16 protein-coding genes are annotated in these 19738 nt (G+C 66.4%); 8 read left to right on the top strand and 8 right to left on the bottom strand.

Translation table 11 applies throughout. The features are described 5' to 3' along the window. Positions 1-10: 10 nt before the first annotated feature. Positions 11-760: a F0F1 ATP synthase subunit A gene (locus X566_RS05565; protein ID WP_034464226.1), complete on the bottom strand. Its 750-nt coding sequence runs from the start codon at positions 758-760 to the stop codon at positions 11-13. 51 nt (positions 761-811) lie between these two features. Next, positions 812-1216: an AtpZ/AtpI family protein gene (locus X566_RS05560; protein WP_034467985.1), complete on the bottom strand. Its 405-nt coding sequence runs from the start codon at positions 1214-1216 to the stop codon at positions 812-814. 299 nt (positions 1217-1515) lie between these two features. On the opposite strand from X566_RS05560, the gene X566_RS05555 reads away from it, so the two are divergent. From X566_RS05555 to X566_RS05540, 4 genes are all read left to right on the top strand, one after another. Continuing rightward, a complete protein-coding gene (locus X566_RS05555) occupies positions 1516-2139 on the top strand; it encodes a 2-hydroxychromene-2-carboxylate isomerase (RefSeq protein ID WP_034464224.1) in 624 nt (207 codons plus the stop codon). Positions 2140-2396: 257 nt separating this feature from the next. Continuing rightward, positions 2397-3044: a hypothetical protein gene (locus X566_RS05550; RefSeq protein ID WP_244434686.1), complete on the top strand. Its 648-nt coding sequence runs from the start codon at positions 2397-2399 to the stop codon at positions 3042-3044. Beyond that, on the top strand, positions 3025-3504 hold the full coding sequence (locus X566_RS05545) for a secondary thiamine-phosphate synthase enzyme YjbQ (RefSeq protein WP_034464222.1): 480 nt from the start codon (positions 3025-3027) through the stop codon (positions 3502-3504). The genes X566_RS05550 and X566_RS05545 overlap by 20 nt, the downstream gene beginning before the upstream one ends. Before the next feature lie 197 nt (positions 3505-3701). Beyond that, entirely contained in the window at positions 3702-4373 is a 672-nt protein-coding gene (locus X566_RS05540) for a response regulator transcription factor (protein ID WP_034464219.1), read from the top strand. Between the two features lie 580 nt (positions 4374-4953). On the opposite strand, the gene X566_RS05535 is transcribed toward X566_RS05540, so the two are convergent. Continuing rightward, positions 4954-8463, bottom strand: coding sequence for a hybrid sensor histidine kinase/response regulator (locus tag X566_RS05535; protein ID WP_034464216.1), 3510 nt, complete (start codon positions 8461-8463; stop codon positions 4954-4956). Between the two features lie 291 nt (positions 8464-8754). Between X566_RS05535 and X566_RS05530 the strand changes: the two genes are divergently transcribed. Further along, positions 8755-9441, top strand: a complete 687-nt coding sequence (locus X566_RS05530; protein ID WP_152539802.1) for a response regulator transcription factor — start codon at positions 8755-8757, stop codon at positions 9439-9441. 84 nt (positions 9442-9525) lie between these two features. Here the strand turns inward: X566_RS05530 and hemA are convergent, their stop codons facing one another. From hemA to X566_RS05515, 3 genes are all read right to left on the bottom strand, one after another. Beyond that, positions 9526-10755 (bottom strand): 5-aminolevulinate synthase, encoded by a 1230-nt coding sequence (gene hemA / locus X566_RS05525; RefSeq protein ID WP_034464213.1) that lies wholly within the window; start codon positions 10753-10755, stop codon positions 9526-9528. A 126-nt stretch (positions 10756-10881) separates the two neighbouring features. Continuing rightward, positions 10882-11925, bottom strand: coding sequence for an MBL fold metallo-hydrolase (locus X566_RS05520; RefSeq protein ID WP_034464211.1), 1044 nt, complete (start codon positions 11923-11925; stop codon positions 10882-10884). A gap of 229 nt (positions 11926-12154) precedes the next feature. Then, positions 12155-14329 carry a methyl-accepting chemotaxis protein gene (locus tag X566_RS05515; RefSeq protein ID WP_081740066.1) on the bottom strand — a complete coding sequence of 725 codons (2175 nt, stop codon included), beginning with the start codon at positions 14327-14329 and terminating at the stop codon, positions 12155-12157. Positions 14330-14710: 381 nt separating this feature from the next. Between X566_RS05515 and X566_RS05510 the strand changes: the two genes are divergently transcribed. Further along, complete coding sequence (locus X566_RS05510; protein ID WP_244434685.1) at positions 14711-15370, top strand: hypothetical protein; 660 nt, start codon at positions 14711-14713, stop codon at positions 15368-15370. 276 nt (positions 15371-15646) lie between these two features. Next, positions 15647-15919 carry a hypothetical protein gene (locus X566_RS05505; RefSeq protein ID WP_152539801.1) on the top strand — a complete coding sequence of 91 codons (273 nt, stop codon included), beginning with the start codon at positions 15647-15649 and terminating at the stop codon, positions 15917-15919. Positions 15920-16011: 92 nt separating this feature from the next. Here the strand turns inward: X566_RS05505 and X566_RS05500 are convergent, their stop codons facing one another. Beyond that, on the bottom strand, positions 16012-17424 hold the full coding sequence (locus tag X566_RS05500) for an amidohydrolase (RefSeq protein ID WP_081740065.1): 1413 nt from the start codon (positions 17422-17424) through the stop codon (positions 16012-16014). Between the two features lie 79 nt (positions 17425-17503). Beyond that, complete coding sequence (locus tag X566_RS05495) at positions 17504-18136, bottom strand: TetR/AcrR family transcriptional regulator (RefSeq protein WP_244434684.1); 633 nt, start codon at positions 18134-18136, stop codon at positions 17504-17506. Positions 18137-18293: 157 nt separating this feature from the next. Between X566_RS05495 and X566_RS05490 the strand changes: the two genes are divergently transcribed. Next, a complete protein-coding gene (locus X566_RS05490; protein ID WP_034464207.1) occupies positions 18294-19526 on the top strand; it encodes an MFS transporter in 1233 nt (410 codons plus the stop codon). Positions 19527-19738 lie beyond the last annotated feature (212 nt).

Below are 19738 nucleotides of genomic sequence, written 5' to 3'. Positions count from 1 at the left end.
CCCGGACCGCCTAGTGGCCCGGGTGAATGGCGTCGTTGAGGTAGATGCAGGTCAGCATCGCGAACACGTAGGCCTGCAGGAACGCCACCAGGATTTCGAGCAGGGTGATGGCGATGGTCAGCGCCAGCGGCAGCACCGAGCCGATCGCGCCGGCGATGCCCATCGCGCTCAGCGTGGCGACGAAGCTCGCGAACACCTTCAGGGTGATGTGGCCGGCCAGCATGTTGGCGAACAGACGCACCGAATGCGAAATCGGCCGCGAGAAGAAGGAGATGATCTCGATCAGCACGATCAGCGGCAGGATGTAGAAGGGGATGCCGCTCGGCACGAACAGCTTCAGGAATTTCAGGCCGTTCTTGTAGAAACCGTAGATCACCATCGTCAGGAACACGATCATCGCCAGGGCGAAGGTGACGATCAGGTGGCTGGTGACGGTGAAGGTGTAGGGAATGATGCCGATCAGGTTCGCCGTCAGGATGAACATGAACAGCGAGAACACCAGCGGGAAGAACTTCATCCCGTGTTCGCCGGCGCTACTGCGCAAGGTGTCGGCGACGAATTCGTAGGACAGTTCCGCCATCGACTGGAAGCGGGTCGGGATCAGCCGCTTGCCGGCGCTGCCGCCGATCATCAGCAGCGATACGAGGCCGACGGCGGCGAACATGTAGGCGGAGGAATTGGTGAAGGCGATCTCGTGCCCGCCGATATGGCCGAGCGAAAACAGCTTCTGGATTTCGAACTGGTGAATCGGGTCGGCCATCGCGTTGCAGTTCTCGTCTCGTGCGCCGGCATTCCGGCAGGTCAAATGTCGTCAGTCCGGCTTGCGGTTATCCAGACGCGCTGACTGCCTTGCGATCACACCTGCGGACCGCATCACGTTCATGACGCCGGCGGCGAAGCCGACCATCAGGAAGATCATGAGCCCCCAGGGAGACGTCGACAGGAAACGGTCGAAACCCCAACCGAGAAGCGCCCCAACGAGGACCCCGGCAACGAGTTCGGTCGAGAGACGCAACCCGATGGCCATGGCCGAGGCCTTGGCCCGTGTCGCTTGCTCCTCGTTTCCGGCTCGCTGTTCCTCAAGCTCGCGGTCGCCCCGAAGTGTGGAGAGCCGCTGACCGAGACGGTTCAGCCTTGCAGAGAGCGCGGCCTCGTCAGACGGCGGTTGGTCGTTCGTCTGATCTTTGCCAAGTCCTTCGCCTCGTGTGTCCTTCATGTCATCGACACCCGAACTAAAGCCTTGACGAGAAAAGAAAAAAGCTCCGCCACCCACAAAAGCCGCGCGGACCATACTGATCGCGCCATGCCAAGTCAAGATTCGTTGAATGCACAACAAATAGCTGATTTTGCTGGATGAATTGCATGTTGGGCGGGGCCCCTGCGAAGGTTGGTCACAGCGTTCTTTGGCTTTCTCGCGCGCATGTGCGGGTTTTCACGCCCGGCCCGTTCTTGCGCTGGCTGCGGTGCTCTGTTGGGATGCATGCAGGGTTCAATGCAGGGGTTTGAAGAACGGCAATGGCACGTCAGCTCGACTACTATTTCTCGATGGTTTCGCCATGGGCCTATATCGGCCATGGGCTGTTTTGCGATCTCGCGCGGCAGCACGGCTGCACAGTCAACTACAAGCCGGTGTTTCTGGGCGAGCTGTTCGCGGAGACCGGCGGTCTGCCGCTCGCCAAGCGGCATCCGGCGCGGCAGCGCTACCGGATGATGGAGCTGCAGCGCTGGCGCGAGAAGCGCGGCTTGGACTTCCACCTGCAGCCCAAGCACTGGCCGGCCGATCCGAAGCTCGCCGACGGCGTGGTGCTGGCGGCGATCGAGGCGAAGCACGATCCGGAGCCGTTCATGCGCGCCGCGTTCAAGAGCATCTGGGAGGACCAGCGCGACATCGCCGACAAGGATACGGTGATTGCGCTCGCCGATCAGGTGGGACTGCCGGGCGCCGCGCTGGTCGGGCGGGCCGATGCGCCGGAGATTGCCGCGGCCTACGAGCAGAACCGCCAGGATGCGATCGCTGCCGACGTGTTCGGCTCGCCGGGCTATGTGCTCGACGGCGAGGTGTTCTGGGGACAGGATCGGATCGAGCTGCTCGCCGACGCACTCGCCTCCGGCCGCAAGCCGTTCCGGTCCATCGCATGATCCCGAAAAGTGGGTACCGGTTTTCGGACCAGATCATGCGTGAAAGAGCATGATCCCGCTCCCGCAAGGGCGCGCAGCGAAAAGTGGCACTGGCTTTCGGATCGGATCATGCGCGTTGGGGCTGCGAGAACGAGGGAACCGGCGGTTCGCCGGGCGGTTTTGTCTCTGTCTGGCGGGCATTTCCGCGCCTATATGAGCTGCGATGGCAGGACGCGCGCTGCGCCCAACGGCAGCGGTTGCCGGACGGAGGTGATGCGATGCTGATGCGTTTGCGATCTGCGGCTCTGCTCGCCGGGCCGCTGGCGTGTCTTGGCCTTTGGTCCGGCGGTGCTGTGGCCGCACAGGCGACACCCGACAGCGAGAACGGCCGCTACAGTTTTCAGCAGACGGTGGATGGCGTGTTGCGGCTGGATACCCGCACCGGCCGCATCGCCAGTTGCCACAACCGGATCACCGGCTGGGCCTGCTACGCGGTGCCGGACGAGCGCGCCGCGCTGGACGCGGAGATCGGCCGGCTGCAGCAGGAGAACACGGCGCTGAAGGACAGCCTGAAGAAGGTTGCCGACGAGCAGGCGCGGTTCGACCGCGACATCGCCGCGCTGAAGGAGGCGCATGCACGGCTCGATGCGGAGCGGATGCGGCTGCAGGGCGAGCTCGACAAGCGCGCGCTGGCGGCCCCCGAACCGAAGATCGATGCGCCGCTGGCGAAGGAGGATTCGCAGCAGCGGGGCGTAGCGCGCGAGACGCAACGCGAAGCGGCCAAGGGCGACAAAGCCAACAAGCTCGAACTGCAGCTGCCGGACGATCGCGACGTCGATCGCGCGCTTGCGTTTCTGGAACGGGCTTGGCGGCGGCTGATCGACATGGCGAACCGGATGCAAAAGGATGTCTCGGGCAAGATCTGAGCGCTTCTCCCGAACGGCGGTCCAGAGCGGCCGGATCGACAGTTTCGCCTCGGCGACGCTGGCGATCGAGACCCGTGGTGAGAGCTTCGTCGACTTCACCCGCGAGGTGCGCGCCTTCGTCGCCGACAGCGGCATGGTGGCGGGCCTGGTCACGCTGTTCGTGCGGCATACCTCGGCGTCGCTGACGATCCAGGAGAATGCCGATCCGGATGTGCTGACCGATCTCACCACGGCGCTGCACCGGCTCGCGCCGCAGGGAGCCGGCTGGGTGCATGAGATGGAGGGGCCGGACGATATGCCGGCGCATATCCGCACCATGCTGACGGCGACGTCGCTGCAGATTCCGGTGGCGGGCGGCGAACTCGCGCTCGGCACCTGGCAGGGCATCTACCTGATCGAACATCGCGCCGCGCCGCACCGACGCGAGGTGGTGATGCAGGTTTTCGGTGTGCGGGCGTGAGCGATCGCCGCCTCCACGAGGGGTGCCGCAAGCGGCGCAAAGGTTTTTGCGGTGCAGCAACCGCTGTCCGGTTACTTTAGTTTCCGGCGCGCTGCGCGCAAAGCTTGCAAGACGGCGAGGGGCAGTGAACAATTGCCGCTGATTTTACGCAGTGGCGCGATCGAAACATGCTCCAGCTCAATAGACCCGCAAGGCAGATGACCTCCCGCACCCGTCTGATTATCGCCGACGATCACCCGCTGTTCCGCGATGCCTTGCGCGGGACGGTGACGCATGTGGTGCCCTCAGCGTCAATCGAGGAAGCGGGGTCGTTCGAGGAGCTGACCAAGCAACTCGAGCAGGACGGCGACGTCGATCTCGTGCTGCTCGATCTGTCGATGCCGGGGATCAGCGGTTTCTCCGGGCTGATCTATCTGCGCACCCAATATCCGGCGGTGCCGGTGGTGGTGGTCTCGGCCAGCGACGATGCCGAGACGATCCGCCGGGCGATGGACTTCGGCGCGTCGGGTTTCATCCCGAAGCGCTTCGGCGTCGAAGCGTTGCGCGAGGCGCTGACCAAGGTGCTCGCCGGCGACGTGTGGGTGCCGGCGGATGTCGATCTTTCCGGCGCCGCCGATCCGGACACCGCGCGCCTGCGCGACCGGCTGGTGACGCTGACGCCGCAGCAGGTGCGCGTGCTGATGATGCTGTCGGAGGGGCTGCTCAACAAGCAGATCGCCTACGAGCTGAAGGTGTCGGAGGCGACCATCAAAGCGCACGTCTCGGCGATCCTGCAGAAGCTCAATGTCGAGAGCCGCACCCAGGCGGTGATCGTCGCCGCGCGCATCGCCGGCAACCAGTGGCGGCGCGACGACTCGCGGGTGAGCTGATAGTATCTCGGCCGTCATTCCGGGCGTCGCGAAGCGACGAGCCCGGAATCCATAGCCCCGGTCTTCACGAGACGACAAGCGCATGGGTCTGTTCGCACACGGCCTTCAGGCACACTGCGCGTGCGATGCTTGGGATCATTCCCGTAACGCACGTCTTGTCACGAGTGCAGAAAGTACCATCAGCACAGGAGTTATGGATTCCGGACAGCCGCTGTGCGATTTCCGGAATGACGGGAGAGGTTGGCGATATGCCTCGTCACCCGCGCTTCATCCTGATCAGGATGAGAAGAAGCGCCTCATGGTGAGGAGCATCGCGAAGCGATGCGTCTCGAACCATGAAGCGAAGCGCTCTTGGTCATCGGATGGCCGCGCTCCATGAGGCGCGTGGCGCTCAAAGCTCACCACGCGTCATTCCGGGCTCGCGCGTGGCGCACAAACATCACCCCACGTCATTCCGGGGCGTCGCGAAGCGACGAGCCCGGAATCCATAGCCCCTGCGCTCGCGACCTGAAGGGGCTCTTCTGCGAAATGATCTCTCCTGCGCCGTGATAGCGCTGCCGTTCGACGTCACAACCGACATTCACTCCGCCGCGATCAGGCGCTGCTTGCACCACTGGCCGATGATCGCGCGCAGCGCCGCCGGCTTCACCGGCTTGTTCAGCATCGTGATCTGCTCGCCGCGCGCGGCCTCGCGCACCTTCGGGCTGCGGTCGGCGGTGATCAGCACAGCGGGAATGTCGGCGCCGTAGCGGTTGCGTAGGTCGGCGATCGCGGCGATGCCGTGGCCGCGATCGAGGTGGTAGTCGACGATGAGACCGGTCGGCCGACGCCCGTCGCGCTCGATCGCCAACATCGCCGAGATCGTATCGGGTCCGGCGACGATGTCGGCGCCCCAGCCGGTGATCAGGGTGCGCATGCCGTCGAGGATCGCCGGCTCGTTCTCGATCACGACGATCAGCGCACCCTGCAGCGAGGCGCGCGCGGCATTGATCGCCGGCGTCACCGCCGACGGGTTGATCGCGGTCTCGCTGACCGGCACGGTCACGGAGAAGTGCGAGCCGCCGCTGCGGTTCGAATCCAGCGCGAGGCCGTGGTTGAGTACGCGCGCCATGCGCTGCACGATCGACAGGCCGAGACCGAGCCCACGCGCGATCCGCGCGCCCTGGTCGAGCCGGTGAAACTCCTTGAAGATCTCCTTGCGCTTGGACACCGGAATGCCGAGGCCGGTGTCATAGACGTCGATCTGCAGCGACCGGCCGCGGCGGCGGCAGCCGACCAGCACCTTGCCCGTCGGCGTGTATTTGATCGCGTTGGAGACGAGGTTCTGCAGCAGCCGCAGCAGCATGGTCTTGTCGGACTGGATCGGCTGCGACGACATCACGAAGGTCAGATCGAGGCCCTTCTCGCGCGCCAGCGGCTCGAACTCGACCTTCAGTGAATTCTGCAGATCGGAGACGCGGAAGCTCGTCGGCGACGGCTTCAGCGCGCCTGCGTCCAGCCGCGAGATGTCGAGCAGCGCGCCGAGCAGCTGCTCGATCTGGTCGAGCGAGCCGTCGATGTTGCCGACCAGGCGCGCGTCCTCGCCGCCGATCTGTCGCTCCACCAGGCTCGTGACATACAGCCGTGCGGCGTTGAGCGGCTGCAGTAGGTCGTGGCCCGCCGCCGCCAGAAACCGTGTCTTCGACAGGTTGGCGTCCTCGGCATCGCCCTTGGCCTTGGCCAGCGCCGAGTTCAGCCGCGTCAACTCCTCGGTGCGCTCGCGCACGCGCCGCTCCAGCGTCGCGTTGGCGCGCTCCAGCGCCTCGGCCGCCTCCACGCTCTGGGTGATGTCGGAGAAGGTGACGACGACGCCATCCGGCATGCGGTTGGCGCGCACCTCAACCACCAGGTTGCGCTCCGGGAAGCGCTCCAGATGCGGCGTGCCCTCGGTGGTGTAGGCGAGCAGCCGCCGGTTGACGAAGTCGTCGTCGCTGTCGGCGTGCGCCACGCGCGGGCGGATGGTGTCGAGGATTTCTTCCAGCGTCACGCCGATATGCATGATCCGCGGCGGCAGTTCGAGGATCTCGCCGAACTGGCGGTTGGAGCAGATCAATTGGTGCTCGCGGTTGAACACGGCGATGCCCTGGCGCACGTGGTTCAGGGCGGTCTGCAGGATTTCCTGGTTGTAGTGCAGCGCCGCGTGCGCGTCGTCGAGCAGCTTCAACGCTGCCTTGCCGGAGACCGTGCGCTTGCGCAGCAACAGCGACAGGACGAGCCGCGCCGAGGCGACGCCGATCGCCGAGGCGATCAGATGCTCGGCGTGGCGCAGCAACTGGAAATCCGCCGCAGCCCCTCGTTCGAGCGAGATGCGGTTGGCCGCCGCGAAGCTTTCGAACGAGGTGCGGGTGCGTTCGGGACCGAGATACTGGCCGACGGTGTTCATCAGCTCGTCCACCGTTGCGGTGGTGCGCCAGCGGCGGAAGGTCGGCGCGGCGGGTGCAAGCCGGGTCGGCACGAACAGGTCCGCCTGCAGGTGCTCGATCGAGGATTGCTTGCGCGCCAGCGAGACGATCACGTAGGCGGTGATGTTGAGCGCGAGGCTCCACATCACGCCGTGCATCAACGGCGGCATGTCGAGGCCGAACAATGCCTGCGGCCGCAGCTCGACGATGCCGAACGGGCCGTTCTTCAGCACGTCGGCGCCGAGCAGGGCGGCGTCGGCGAAGCTCGGCAGAAACAGAGTGTAGGCCCAGATCAGGAAGCCGATGATCATGCCGCTCAGCGCGCCGAGCGCGGTGCCGCGGCGCCAGAACAGGCCGCCGAAGAAGGCGGGGGCGAATTGCGCCACGGCAGCGAACGAGAGCAGGCCGATCGAGGCGAGCTGGGCGCTGCCGGATTGGCGGTAGTAGAAGTAGCCCAGCAGCAGGATGCCGAAGATCGCCACGCGGCGGATCTTTAAGAGCAGCGTGCCGACGTTGCGGGTGTCGGCGGGGGAGGCCGCGGTTCGTTGCAACACCAGCGGCATGACGATGTGGTTCGACACCATGATCGCCAGCGCCACGCACTCGACGATCACCATGGCCGTTGCCGCCGACAGGCCGCCGATGAACACGGCGACGGTGAGCATCGGTGAGCCGCCGGCCAGCGGCAGCGCCAGCACGTACATGTCACTGTCGACCGCGCCGAACGGGAAGGTGACGAGGCCCGCCAGCGCGATCGGGATCACGAACAGGTTGATCGCAATCAGGTAGAGCGGGAACAGCCAGCGCGCCCGGCGCACTTCGACGTCGGAGGTGTTCTCCACCACGCTGACATGAAACTGCCGCGGCAGCAGGGTGATGGCGAAGAACGACAGCAGCGTCATCACCGCGAAGTTGCCCCAGGAAGGGGCATAGTCGATGGCCCGCTTCGCCTCGATGCTCTCGCTCGCGCGCTGCCACAGCTCGGCCGGCGAGAACATCCAGAAGGTGACGAAGATGCCGGCCGACAGGAACGCGAACAGCTTGACGATCGACTCGGTGGCGATCGCCAGGATCAGGCCGTTCTGGTGTTCGGTCGCGTCGATATGGCGGGTGCCGAACAGCACCGCGAACATCGCCATCGCGAAGGTGACGATCAGCGCCACGTCGCCGATCACGGGCTGGACCGTGGTGGCCGGGAGCTGGCCGGCGCCGAGCACCGTCTCCAGCGAGGAGGCGACAGCCTTGAGTTGCAGCGCGATGTAGGGGACCGAGCCGATCAGGGCGATGATCGCGACCGTCGCCGCCACCGCCTGGCTCTTGCCGTAACGCGCGGCGATGAAGTCGGCGATGGAGGTAATGTTGTGGGCCTTGGCGAGATGCACCACCCGCATCAGCAGCGGCGTGCAGAGGCCGACCATCAGCACCGGGCCGACATAGATCGCCAGGAACTCGATGCTCGTGCGGGTTGCAAAGCCAACCGAGCCGAAGAAGGTCCAGGAGGTGCAGTAGATCGCCAGCGACAGCGGGTAGATCAGCACGCCGGCGCGGCCGCGCGGCTCGCCGGAGACGCGGTCGCCATAGCTGGCGATCGCGAACAGCAGGCCGATGTAGCCGAAGGCGGCGACGATCACGACCCAGTTTGGCAGCATTGGCCGCAGTGTCTCCCAACGCGCACGATCCGGAAAAGGCGCAGCGGCGTTCCGGAAAGATCACACTCAACAAGGCGGCGGGAGCGTTGTCCCGCCCGTTCCGGTGACGTTAGCCCCCGGCGCGCCGGCCGGCGATTGGATTCTCGTCGGGGGGAGGGCTGGGTGGCCGGGCGGGAACCCGTCGCCGGATGCGTATTCGTACGGACGCAAGCGATGATGTTCTAACCGCCTCGAATCGGCTACACACGTATAGCGTGTGGTGGTTCCAGTTCTGCTATCGGAGATGGTGGCATGGAGCATATTGGTCGAAGTTCGTTTCAGCCGGGTCCGGCTCGCGAGATTTTCATCGTCGACGATGACAGCTCGGTCTGCGACGCCCTGAAGCTGCTGCTGGGCGTCGAAGGGTTCGGGTGCCGGGTGTTTCGGGACGCCGAGTCGTTTCTGGAGGCGCTGGACCACGAAAATCCGCTTTGCGTGGTGATGGACGTGCAGATGCCCGGGTATTCCGGTCTGGAGGTTCTGCGCATCCTGAAAGCGCGCCACTTCGAGGCGCCGGTGTTCATGATGTCCGGCCGCTCCGATATCGCGATGGCGGTCGAAGCGATGAAGACCGGTGCCTACGATTTCATCGAGAAGCCGTTCGCAGCGGGCATGATGATCGAGCGCATCCGCGCCGCGGTGGCGGCCCAGACCGCGCGCGACTGCGGCCGGGTCGATGGCATTCCGCAATTCGCTGAAGCGCGGCTGTTGACCGCGCGCGAGCGGGATGTGCTGTCGCTGATCGCCAAGGGCGCTTCCAACAAGGAAGCGGGCCGCCGTCTCGGCATCTCGCCGCGCACGATCGAGGTTCACCGCGCGCGCATCATGGACAAGCTCGGCGCCAAGAATGCCGCCGACCTGATGCGGATCGTGCTGATGAATGCGGGGCCGAAGACCCGCGGCCAGAGCGCACCGGAGGATATGGTCGCCGCTGATTGATGCCCTCAGCGGTGACGCAAAACGGCGGCGATGCGATCGCCGCCGTTTTTTGTTCAGCTCTGTTCGGCCGAAGTCGTTCTGGAATTACTCGGCGGCGAGCGGCTTGGCGTGCAGCGGCAGGCCGAGCTTCTCCCACACGTCCACCAGCGCCTCGGCCAGCGCATCGATCAGCCCGTCATCGTGATAGGGCGACGGCGTGATGCGCAGCCGTTCGGTGCCGCGAGCGACGGTCGGATAGTTGATCGGCTGGATGTAGATGCCGTGCTGTTCCAGCAGCAGGTCGCTCGCCTGCTTGCAGAGTTCGGCATTGCCGACGAATACCGGCACGATGTGGGTGTCGTTGGTCATCACCGGCAGACCGGCGGCGCCGAGCACCGCCTTCAACCGCGCGGCACGGTCCTGGTGCCGCTCGCGCTCCCAGTTGGAGGCCTTCAGGTGCTGGATCGCTGCGGTGGCGGCGGCGCAGACCGGCGGCGGCAGCGCGGTGGTGAAGATGAAGCCCGGCGCGTAGGAGCGCACCGCGTCGATCACGTCGGCCTTGGCGGTGATGTAACCGCCGACGCAGCCAAACGCCTTCGCCAGCGTGCCTTCGATCACGTCGATGCGCTGCATGACGCCGTCGCGCTCGGCGATGCCGCCGCCGCGCGGGCCGTACATGCCGACCGCGTGCACTTCATCGAGATAGGTCATCGCGCCGTAGCGCTCGGCGAGGTCGCAGAACTGCGCCAGCGGCGCCACGTCGCCATCCATCGAGTAGAGGCTTTCGCAGACGATCAGCTTGGCGCGGTCGGGACCGGCGGCGCGCAGCAGCTCTTCCAGATGTGCCGCGTCGTTGTGGCGGAAGATCTGGTACTCGCAGCCGGACTGGCGGATCCCTTCGATCATCGAGTTGTGGTTCAGCGCGTCCGACAGGATCAGGCAGTTCGGCAGCAGCTGGGCGATGGTGGCGATGCCGGTCTGGTTGGAGACGTAACCGGAGGTGAACAGGAGCGCCGCCTGCTTGCCGTGGAGGTCGGCGAGTTCCGCCTCGAGCTGCACCAGCGGGTGGTTGGTGCCGGCGATATTGCGGGTGCCGCCAGCGCCGGTGCCGATGCGGGTGGCGGTTTCCACCATCGCGCCGACCACTTTCGGGTGCTGGCCCATGCCGAGGTAATCGTTCGAGCACCAGATCACCACGTCGCGCTTGCCCTGCGGCGAATGCCAGTAGGCATGCGGGAAGCGGCCGGCGATCCGCTCGAGATCGGCGAAGACGCGATACCGCCGCTCGTCGTGCAAGCGGGCCAGCGCCTTGGTGAAAAAGCTCTCGTAATTCATCGCTTTAAACCCCGGCAACGCGGTTCCCGGGCCGGCGCCGAGCCTTGCGCTCGGGGGTGGCCGGGGCCGCCTCTGGAACGCTTTTAGATACGTTCCAGCGTCGCTGTCGAGGTCCAAATGGTCGCTTCACGTCGCCTTGAAACGCATGACGCCGCTGGCGTCGGTCTGCTTCATCAGTTCGCCGCGCGACAGCATGTAGTTGATGTGGGCGATCACCTCGCCGGTGGCGAAGCCGGCCTGGTGGGCGTCGAGCGGGCGGTGGAAGATCACCGGAACCATCTCCGAGGCGGTGAGCGCCTTGTCGCGGGTGGCGGCGGTGATCATGCCGCAGCGCTCGGCGTGGTGGTCGAGCAGTTGCTGGATGCGGATCTTGACGCCAAAGAACGGCACGCCATGGCCCGGCAGCACCAGCACGTCGTCGGGCAGGTCGCGCGCGAGCCGCTGCAATGAGGTGACGTAGGCGCCGAGCGCATTCGCCTCCGGCTCCATCGACCATACGCTGACGTTGGGCGAGATCTTGCTCAGCACCTGGTCGGCGGAGAGGAACAGCTTGTCGGCGCGCGACAGCAGCATCACCTGCTCGAGCGAGTGGCCGCCGCCGGTAAGCACCTCGAAGTCGCGCGTGCCGATGCGATGGGTGTCACCATCCTTCACGCGGAAGTAGGACGGCGGCAGGCCGGTGGTGCGCGTCAGGTAGTTGGAGCCGCGGCCGAGCAGCGCGTTGGCGGTCTCCTCGTTGATACCGTGGCGGCGGTAGAAGTCGGCCTGGTCGGCGAGCTGCTCCTCGGTGCGGCGGCTGTTGAAGTACATGCCGTTGAAGTATTCGGTCTGGCTCATCACCAGCGGGCACTGGGCGCGGTCGACGAGCCAGCTCGCGAGACCGAGATGATCGGGGTGCGAGTGGGTGATGATCAGCTTGGTGATAGGCGTACCCTTGAGCGGGCCGCTCAGCAGCTTGTCCCAGGTCGCCTTGGTCTTGTCGTCGCCGATGCCGGTGTCGACCACCGCCCAGCCGCCGTCATGGGCGATCAGGTAGATGTTGACGTGGTTGAGCTGGAACGGCAGCGCGAGCCGCAGCCACTGAACGCCGGGTGCGACTTCGGTCAGTTCGCCCGGTTGCGGCGTGGTCGGGTGGGGATAGACCAACGGGTCTGTGGTCGTTCCATGCATCTGATGTGGATCTCGCTATAGCGTTTCATCCGGCTTAGCGGTCCCGTCCCCCCTGCGCCAGCCGAAAATGAGGCTTCACCCATGCGCTGCCTACATGCGCTGACCGGTGGCGTTGGCCGTGCCAACGGTGCGGTGCAGCCGGTCGGGCCAACATTCGCGGCGAAAAGAGCGCCGAAGTGCGGTCTTCGCGCTGCGAATGGCCGGGAAGACAGTGAGGTTTTCCTGACTGTCAGGCGGCGCGGATCGCGGCAAGGAAGGTATCGATTTCCTGCCGCAGGCCGTCGGCCTCGCGGCGCAGCCCCTGCGAGGCGGTCAACACCTCGGCGGCGGCGAGGCCCGCATCCGACGAGGCCTGGCTGACGCCGGTGATGTTGGATGACACCTCGCTGGTGCCGGAGGCCGCGTGCTGGATGCTGCGGGCGATCTCGCGGGTGGCGGCGCCCTGTTGCTCCACGGCGGCGGCGATCGACGTGGTGACGTCGCTGATCGTGCCGATGGTTTCGCCGATATGGCGGATCGCGCCGACCGCATCGCCGGTCATCGTCTGCATCGCGGTGATCTGCGCGCGGATCTCGTCGGTTGCCTTGGCGGTCTGGTCGGCGAGGGTCTTCACCTCGGAGGCGACGACGGCGAAGCCGCGTCCGGATTCGCCGGCGCGGGCCGCCTCGATGGTGGCGTTCAGCGCCAGCAGGTTGGTCTGCGAGGCGATGGTCTCGATCAGGTCGATGACCGTGGTGATGCGGTTTGCCGAGTCGGCGAGGCCCTGCATTGTGGTGTCGGTCGTGCTCGCCTCCGACACCGCCTTGGTCGCGACCTCGGTGGAGGCGGCGACCTGACGGCTGATCTCGGCGATCGAGGAGGACAATTCCTCCGTCCCCGACGACACGGTCTGCACGTTGGCGGAGGTCTCTTCCGCTGCTGCGGCGACAGCGGTTGCGAGCTGGCTGGAGCGCTCGGCGCTGCCGGTCATGGTCTCGGCGGTGGCCTGCATCGTATCGGCGGCTGTCATCAGTGCGCCGAGCGCCGTCTGCACGGTCTGCTCGAAGCCTATGATGCGCGCTGCGATCTGCCGTGTGCGTTCGGCTTCCGCCGCGCGGCCTTTGTCTTGTTCGGTCGAGAGCGCCTGCGTGCGCAGCATGCTCGCGCGGAATACCTCGAGCGACTGCGCCATGTCGGCGACCTCGTCCTGCTGCCGGCTCACCATTGTTTCTGCCTGCAGGTCGCCCTGCGCAAGGCGCTGCATCACCCCACGCAGGTTGTCGATCCGGCGCAGGATGTTGCGGCCGACATAGAGCCAGACGAACAGCGCCGAGGCGACCAGCGCGGCGATTCCCATCGCGATCATCGCGATGATCGAGAAGCGGGTGAGGTTCATCGCGTTGTTGGAGCTTGCCGCGGTGCCGGTCTGCACGCCGTCCACCAGCTCCTTCACCGAGGCGGCAAGGAAGGCGTTGAAGCGGCGCGTGTCGCCGAGGATGCCTTCGCCGGTTTCGATCGTCTGCAGCTCGGCGCGGCGCAGTTCGAACAGGCCGTCGGCGCCTTCGCCGAGGGCGATCACCTTGGCCATGCCGTCGCGGATCAGTTGTGCGGAGAACAGCTCCTTCACCGTCTCCACCTTGGCGTCCATCCGCTTGCGGGTGGTCTTGAAGGCGGTCTCGAGCAGGAACAGCGTCTCGATGCGCGGCTCGGCCGCGGCGGTGCGCATGTCGCTGACCAAGAGGTTGGTGTCGGATTGCAGGTCGTTCAGCGCGTCTGCCATCCGTACTGCTTCCAGCGCTTCCTTGGCGCCGCTGGCGCTCATCAGCGCCGAGTTCATGTCCGAGCGCGCTTCGGTGATGGCGGTGTTGATGACGCCGAGGAAGGATTTGTGCGCGACGCCGAGCGCATCGGACAGTTTCTCGCGCTTGGCGGCGAGTTGCAGCCGTTGACCCGCGGCGGTGTTCAGCTCGCCGGTCATCGTGCCGATGTTCTTCAGCTTCTCCGCGATCGCTGTGACGATCGCGGGATCGGCGTTCAGCGCGCGCAGGTCGGCGAGCTTGGCGGCCGCCGCCTGGTCGGTCTCCTGCAACGCCTTCAATGCGTCCTGCCGCGCGCTTTCGCTGGTGGCGGCAAGCAAAGCGGGACTGCGCGAGGCGAGGCTTTCCGACAGCTCGGAAAGTTGCATCGCGCTGATCAGCCGTGGCACGTCGCGTTCGGTCAGCGCCTGCGTCATGTCGCTCAGGCGGCTGAGCAGCAGGCTCGCGCCAGCGGCGATGATCATGGCGGTGGCGGCGATGGCTGCGAAGGCGAGGAAGAGACTGCCGCGAATGCCGAAGTGGGCGCGACGTGGCGCTGCGGACGCGGCCTGCGTTTGATGGACACGCGCACGTTTGAACGGCCAAGCGATGACCTTGCCCCAAGCCATACCTTCCCCCCGAAATGACCTGATTTTCAACCGGTGCAGTATTGCGTTACCGAGTTAACAAAACCTGCCAAATCTCAACCATTGGGCCCATTCTGAGGCAGCGGTTCGGGATTGCGGTCGGTCACGTCGGACACCGTACGGTCCGGTTTCGCCCCATTTACAGGATCAAACGCGTCCGTTAACGGACGGCAACGGATGTGACGACGCCACAGCGCGTTGCCACATATCGGGCGTCATACGCCTCTGCAGGCCGCATTCACGCCCTGAAATGGTTCGGTTCGGCTGATGAACCGCCCCCTGCCGCGATGCGCAGTGCTCTGCCGCTGCCGCGTCTCCACACCAAAACATCTCAACAACATCGGAGAAACTGAATTGCGACGTTTGACGATCATTGAACTTGGCTGCCTTGGACTTGGCTGCCTGCTGCTTCCTTCGCTCGCGGTGACGGCGGTTGAGGCGCGCACGCGTGCGCCAGCCTTGGCGGCGGAGTGCAACATCTCGTTCGCGTGTGATGCGCCGGTGGCGAGTGGCGCCTCGCGCAAGGTGAAGGCGGTGCAGACCCGCGCCGTGCAGAGCGAGGTCGAGCTGGTGGAGCGGCCGCGCCGGGCGCAGCGCTCCCATCGTCGCGTGCGGCAGGCGCTGGCATATGCGCCCGCGGGCGATGACAGCCTTCCCATCGTGCGCGAGCGGGCGACAGGGCGCGGCGTGTCGATGTCCGGTATCGTGCCCGCGCTCGCCGCCAAGGTGGCACAGATCCAGGCGAGCTGCCCCGGTGCGCAGGTGATTTCCGCCGTGCGCCACACCCGCATCCGCGGCACCCGCCGCATGAGCCTGCATGCGAACGGCGAGGCGGTGGACATGCGCGGCAACCCGTCGTGCATCTATGCCCAGCTACGCAACTGGCCGGGCGGCTATTCCACCGACTACGGCCGCGTGCAGCACGTCCATATTTCGCTGTCGTCGAGCGGCCGCGAGATGGGCGTCCGCTTCGCCCATGGCGGCGGCAAGAGCCATCGCCATCGCCGGTACGCGCGGCGCTGACGCGGCCCGCTGACGATCCGGCAGGATCGCCGCGTGGCGCGTGTGTGGCAATGATGTCACGCCGCGCCGCGCAGCGATCCTCCGGCGCGTCGACTGCTTGAAACCTTTCGCCGCACCTCCCAAATCCGGACCCAGCGCGACGGTCCCGTTGCGCATCATGACCTGCAATCGTTGTGTTGAGCCGGTATGCGCCGCCGTTTCCTTCTCGTCCTGCCGGCCGTCTTGCTGTCTGCCGCCTGTTCCTTCTCCGGCATCGGAGAACCCGCCCCCGATCCCATGCCTGATACGGGCGACATGCGCGCTGCCTATGCGGCGATCCGTACCGCTTATGCCTCGTTCAAGCTGTCGGGCAATCCGGAGATGTCCGCCGTGCATCGCGTGCGTGGTGGCTATCTCGCCGAGTGGGCGATCTGCGTGCGCAACGACGATGCCGCCAAGCGCCAGCACTACACCTTCTATTTCAAGAACAAGAAGATCGCCGAGTGGCGGCTCTCGGTGCTGGTCGATGGCTGCGAGGAAGAACGCTACGCGCCGCTGCCACCAGGCTGATCTCGCCGCCGTGCGCGTGTCGCGCGAACGGGCGCACCGGTTCGCGTTACCGTGTCGAATCGAGAGGCCTGGCTTCGCGCCACCAGGTCTGTCTAGGCGGTGCCGCTGCCGGTAAAGTCGGCGATGACGTGCAGCATCGCCCGCAGCCCGTAGATCAGTCCGGCCTCATCCACATAGAAGCGCGGCGAGTGGTTGGACGCGGCGTTCTTGTCGTCGGGACGGGCGATGCCGACGTTGAAGAACAGTCCCGGCACCACCTGGCCGAAATACGAGAAGTCCTCGCTGGCGCTGCCGGGCACGTCGGCGAGAATCGTCCGCGCGCCGACGCGGGCCAGCGACGGCGCCATCCTCGCCGTCAGCGCCGCATCGTTGACCACCGACGGATATGACGCGCCGTCCCAGAACACCTCCGCCGAGCCGTTCATGCCGCGGGCGATGTTCTCGGCAATCTCGCCGATGCGTTGCTTGACGCGCGCGCGATGCCGCTCGCTGAAGGTGCGCAGCGTGCCCTGCAACTCCGCCTGCTCCGGGATGATGTTGTTGCGGTTGCCGCCACGGAAGGCGCCGATCGTCACCACCGCCGGATCGCGCATCACGTCGGTCTCGCGGCTGAGGATGGTTTGCAGCGTGGTGACGATGGTGGCGCCGATCACCACCGGATCGACGCCGCTCCAGGGCCGCGCGCCATGGGTCTGCTTGCCGCGCACGACGATGCGGAACATGTCGGCGCCGGAGGTGGAGACGCCGGGCCGGTAGGCGATCGTGCCGACCGGCGTCGCCGAGCTGACGTGCAGGCCGAACACCGCGTCCGGCTTCGGGTTCTCCATCGCGCCCTGTTCGACCATCACCTGCGCGCCGCCGCGCTGGCCGGGCGGCAGCCCTTCCTCCGCCGGCTGGAAGATCAGCTTGATGGTGCCGCGCAGGTCCTGGCGCCGGGCGGCGACCACCTCAGCCACCGCCATCAGGATCGCGACATGGCAGTCATGGCCGCAGGCATGCATCACGCCGACAGTCTCGCCGCCCCATTGCGTCTTCACCTTCGAGGCGAACGGCAGATCGACTTCCTCCGCCACCGGCAGCGCATCCATGTCGGCGCGCAGCGCGATCACCGGGCCCGGTCCGCCTTCGCCCTTCAGCACGCCGACGACGCCGGTGACGGCGACGCCCTCGCGCACCGTGTAGCCGAGCGACTTCAGATGCTGGGCGACCAGGCCCGCGGTGCGCTTCTCCTGGTTGCCGAGTTCGGGGTGGGCGTGGATGTCGCGCCGCCAGCCGATCATCTTCGCCTCGATCGCCTTCGCGGCTCCGTCGAGCACGCCATGAATCGGCCGGGCTGGTCCGGCGGCTGCGGCCGGGGCGGCTTGCGCCAGTGCCGCGACCGGGTGCAACAGGCCGAGCGCGCCGCAGGCGCAGGCCGCATGCAGCAGCGCGCGGCGGCTGGGGGTGGGATCGATCGCCTCGGCGACGAATGCTGGAGGACTCTGAGAGCGCCCGAACAGCCGCATGATCCAACCCCCTTTTGCCAACGTCCTTTGCGGATCGTCGTCAAATGGAAGCGCCAAATGCGCGTTCGCGCAAGGGCCGTCAGCGCTTGCAGTGCAGCGGAGCGTTCGGCGCCGGCGTGTCGTCGGGGCCTGCCGCGCCCGCAAGGTCGACGCCTGCGCCGGCGATCAGCACGCGCGCCGCTTGCGCGGCCTGCCGCGCCACCGACGGGTCGCCGCGTACCATCGCTCCGGCGATCGCGCCGTCCACCAGGATCGCAAGCTGCATCGCCAGCCCGTCGGCGTCGGCAACGCCGAGGGCTGTGAGGCGGTCGCGAAACCACAGCCGGCGCCCTTCCTTGAATTCGATGGCGATCGCGCGCGCGGCGCAATCCGCGTCGCCGATCTCGGCGACGGCGTTGACGAAGCGGCAGCCGCGGAAATCTTTGTTGGCGAAGTTCGCTTCCAGCCGGTCGAACGAGCGGAGGATCTGTTGCAGCGGCGGCAGGTCGGAGGATCGCGGCTCGTAGAAACCGCGCTTGAGATAGGCGGCGATCAGCGCGTCCTTCGAAGGGAAGTGGTTATAGAGCGTGCGCTTGGAGATGCCGGCCTTGGCAGCGATGGTATCGACGCCGGTGGCGCGGATGCCCTCGCCATAAAACAGCGCCTCGGCGGTCTGCAGGATGCGCTCCTGCATCGCCGGTTTCTGCGAACTGCGTTTTGCGATGGCTGTCATGTAAACAGACCTGTGTAATTCGCTTGACAGGGCGAGCCCGGATCGGAAATGTATTTGCACAGATCGGTGTAATCAAGCGAACGTTTTTCCAAACGCGCTGCTGCATGGGGAATAGCCTGCCTCGCGCGGGCTGATGATGCTTTCGAGGATTGGGTGGATGGCAGATTTGCGCGCGCTGCGGCCGGTGTGGCCGATCCTGCTCGGGGCGGCCTTGATGCTATCGCTGAGCCTCGGCCTGCGGCAGAGCCTTGGCCTGTTCGCCCCGCAGCTCACCCGTGATCTGGCGATCTCGATGTCGGATTTCACCTTCGCCATCGCCGTGCAGAACCTTGCCTGGGGCGTGCTGCAGGCGGTCGCGGGCGCGCTCGTGGTCAAATACGGCTTCCGGCCGCTGCTGCTCGGCGGCGCCGCGCTCTACGTGGTCGGCCTTGCGCTGCTCGCGAGCGCGCAAGGGTTCCTGCTGGTGCTGATCGGCGCCGGTGTCTGCCTCGGCATCTCGATGTCATGCACCGCGTCCGCGCTCGCCAACTCGGTCGCCTCGCGCGCGGTGCCCGCGCATGTGCGCAGCCTGGTGCTCGGTGGCGTCACCGCGGTCGGCTCGCTCGGTTCGCTGCTGGCGGCGCCGCTCGGGCAGGCGCTGGCCGAAGGGTTCGGCTGGCGCACCGGTGTCATCGGCTTCGCCATCCTCGCGCTCGGCATGCTGCCCGCGGCGTGGTTCGCCAGCAAGGTCGATGCGATCCCGCTGCCCGCCACCTCCGCGCATGAGATCGGCGGCACCAGTGTCGGCCAGGCGCTGCGCGCCGCCGCGACCCATGCGCCGTTCGTGGTGATGGCCTGCGCCTATTTCGTCTGCGGCATGCAGCTCGTGTTCCTGACGACGCATCTGCCGTCCTATCTCGCGCTGTGCGGCATGGACCCGATGCTCAGCGCGCAGGCGCTCGGCGCGATCGGCGGCTTCAACATTCTCGGCAGCTTCTTCTTCGGCTGGGCGGGCCAGCGCTGGAACAAGCTGGCGCTGCTCGGCATCATCTACATCAGCCGCTCGATCGTGCTGACGTTCTACTTCATCGCGCCGCCGACGCCGACCACCACGCTGATCTTCGCCTCGATCATGGGCTTCCTCTGGCTCGGCGTCAGCCCGCTGACGGCAGGCGCCGTGGCGGAGATGTTCGGCCTGCGCTGGCAGCCGATGATCCAGGGCATCGCCTTCGTCAGCCACCAGCTCGGCAGCTGCCTCGGCGCGTTCGGCGGCGGCGTGCTGTACGATGCGCTCGGCTCCTACACGCTCGCCTGGCAGATCGGCGTGTCGCTCGGGCTCACCGCCGGCATCGTGCAGATCGCCTTCGCGCTGTGGCGTCCGCCGTCGCAGTCCGCCGTGGCGATGGGGTAGCGCATCGGCCCGAAAAGCGTGTGCGGTTTTCGGACAAGCCGATGCGCAAAAACAAGGACGGGAGCGCCAGTCCGATGTGGCGAGACCGTCCGGCGCTCTGGCACCTCACATCGCCGTGCGCACAGCGGGTTCCGGCGGGGTATTTTCGTGGCATGACGAACTGCGCGCGGTTCCTCGCGTTGTGTTGCAAGCATGTCCACCACGAAAGGAGC

Source organism: Afipia sp. P52-10, from assembly GCF_000516555.1.
Lineage (GTDB): Bacteria > Pseudomonadota > Alphaproteobacteria > Rhizobiales > Xanthobacteraceae > P52-10.
This window is presented reverse-complemented; position numbering and strand designations above follow the sequence as displayed.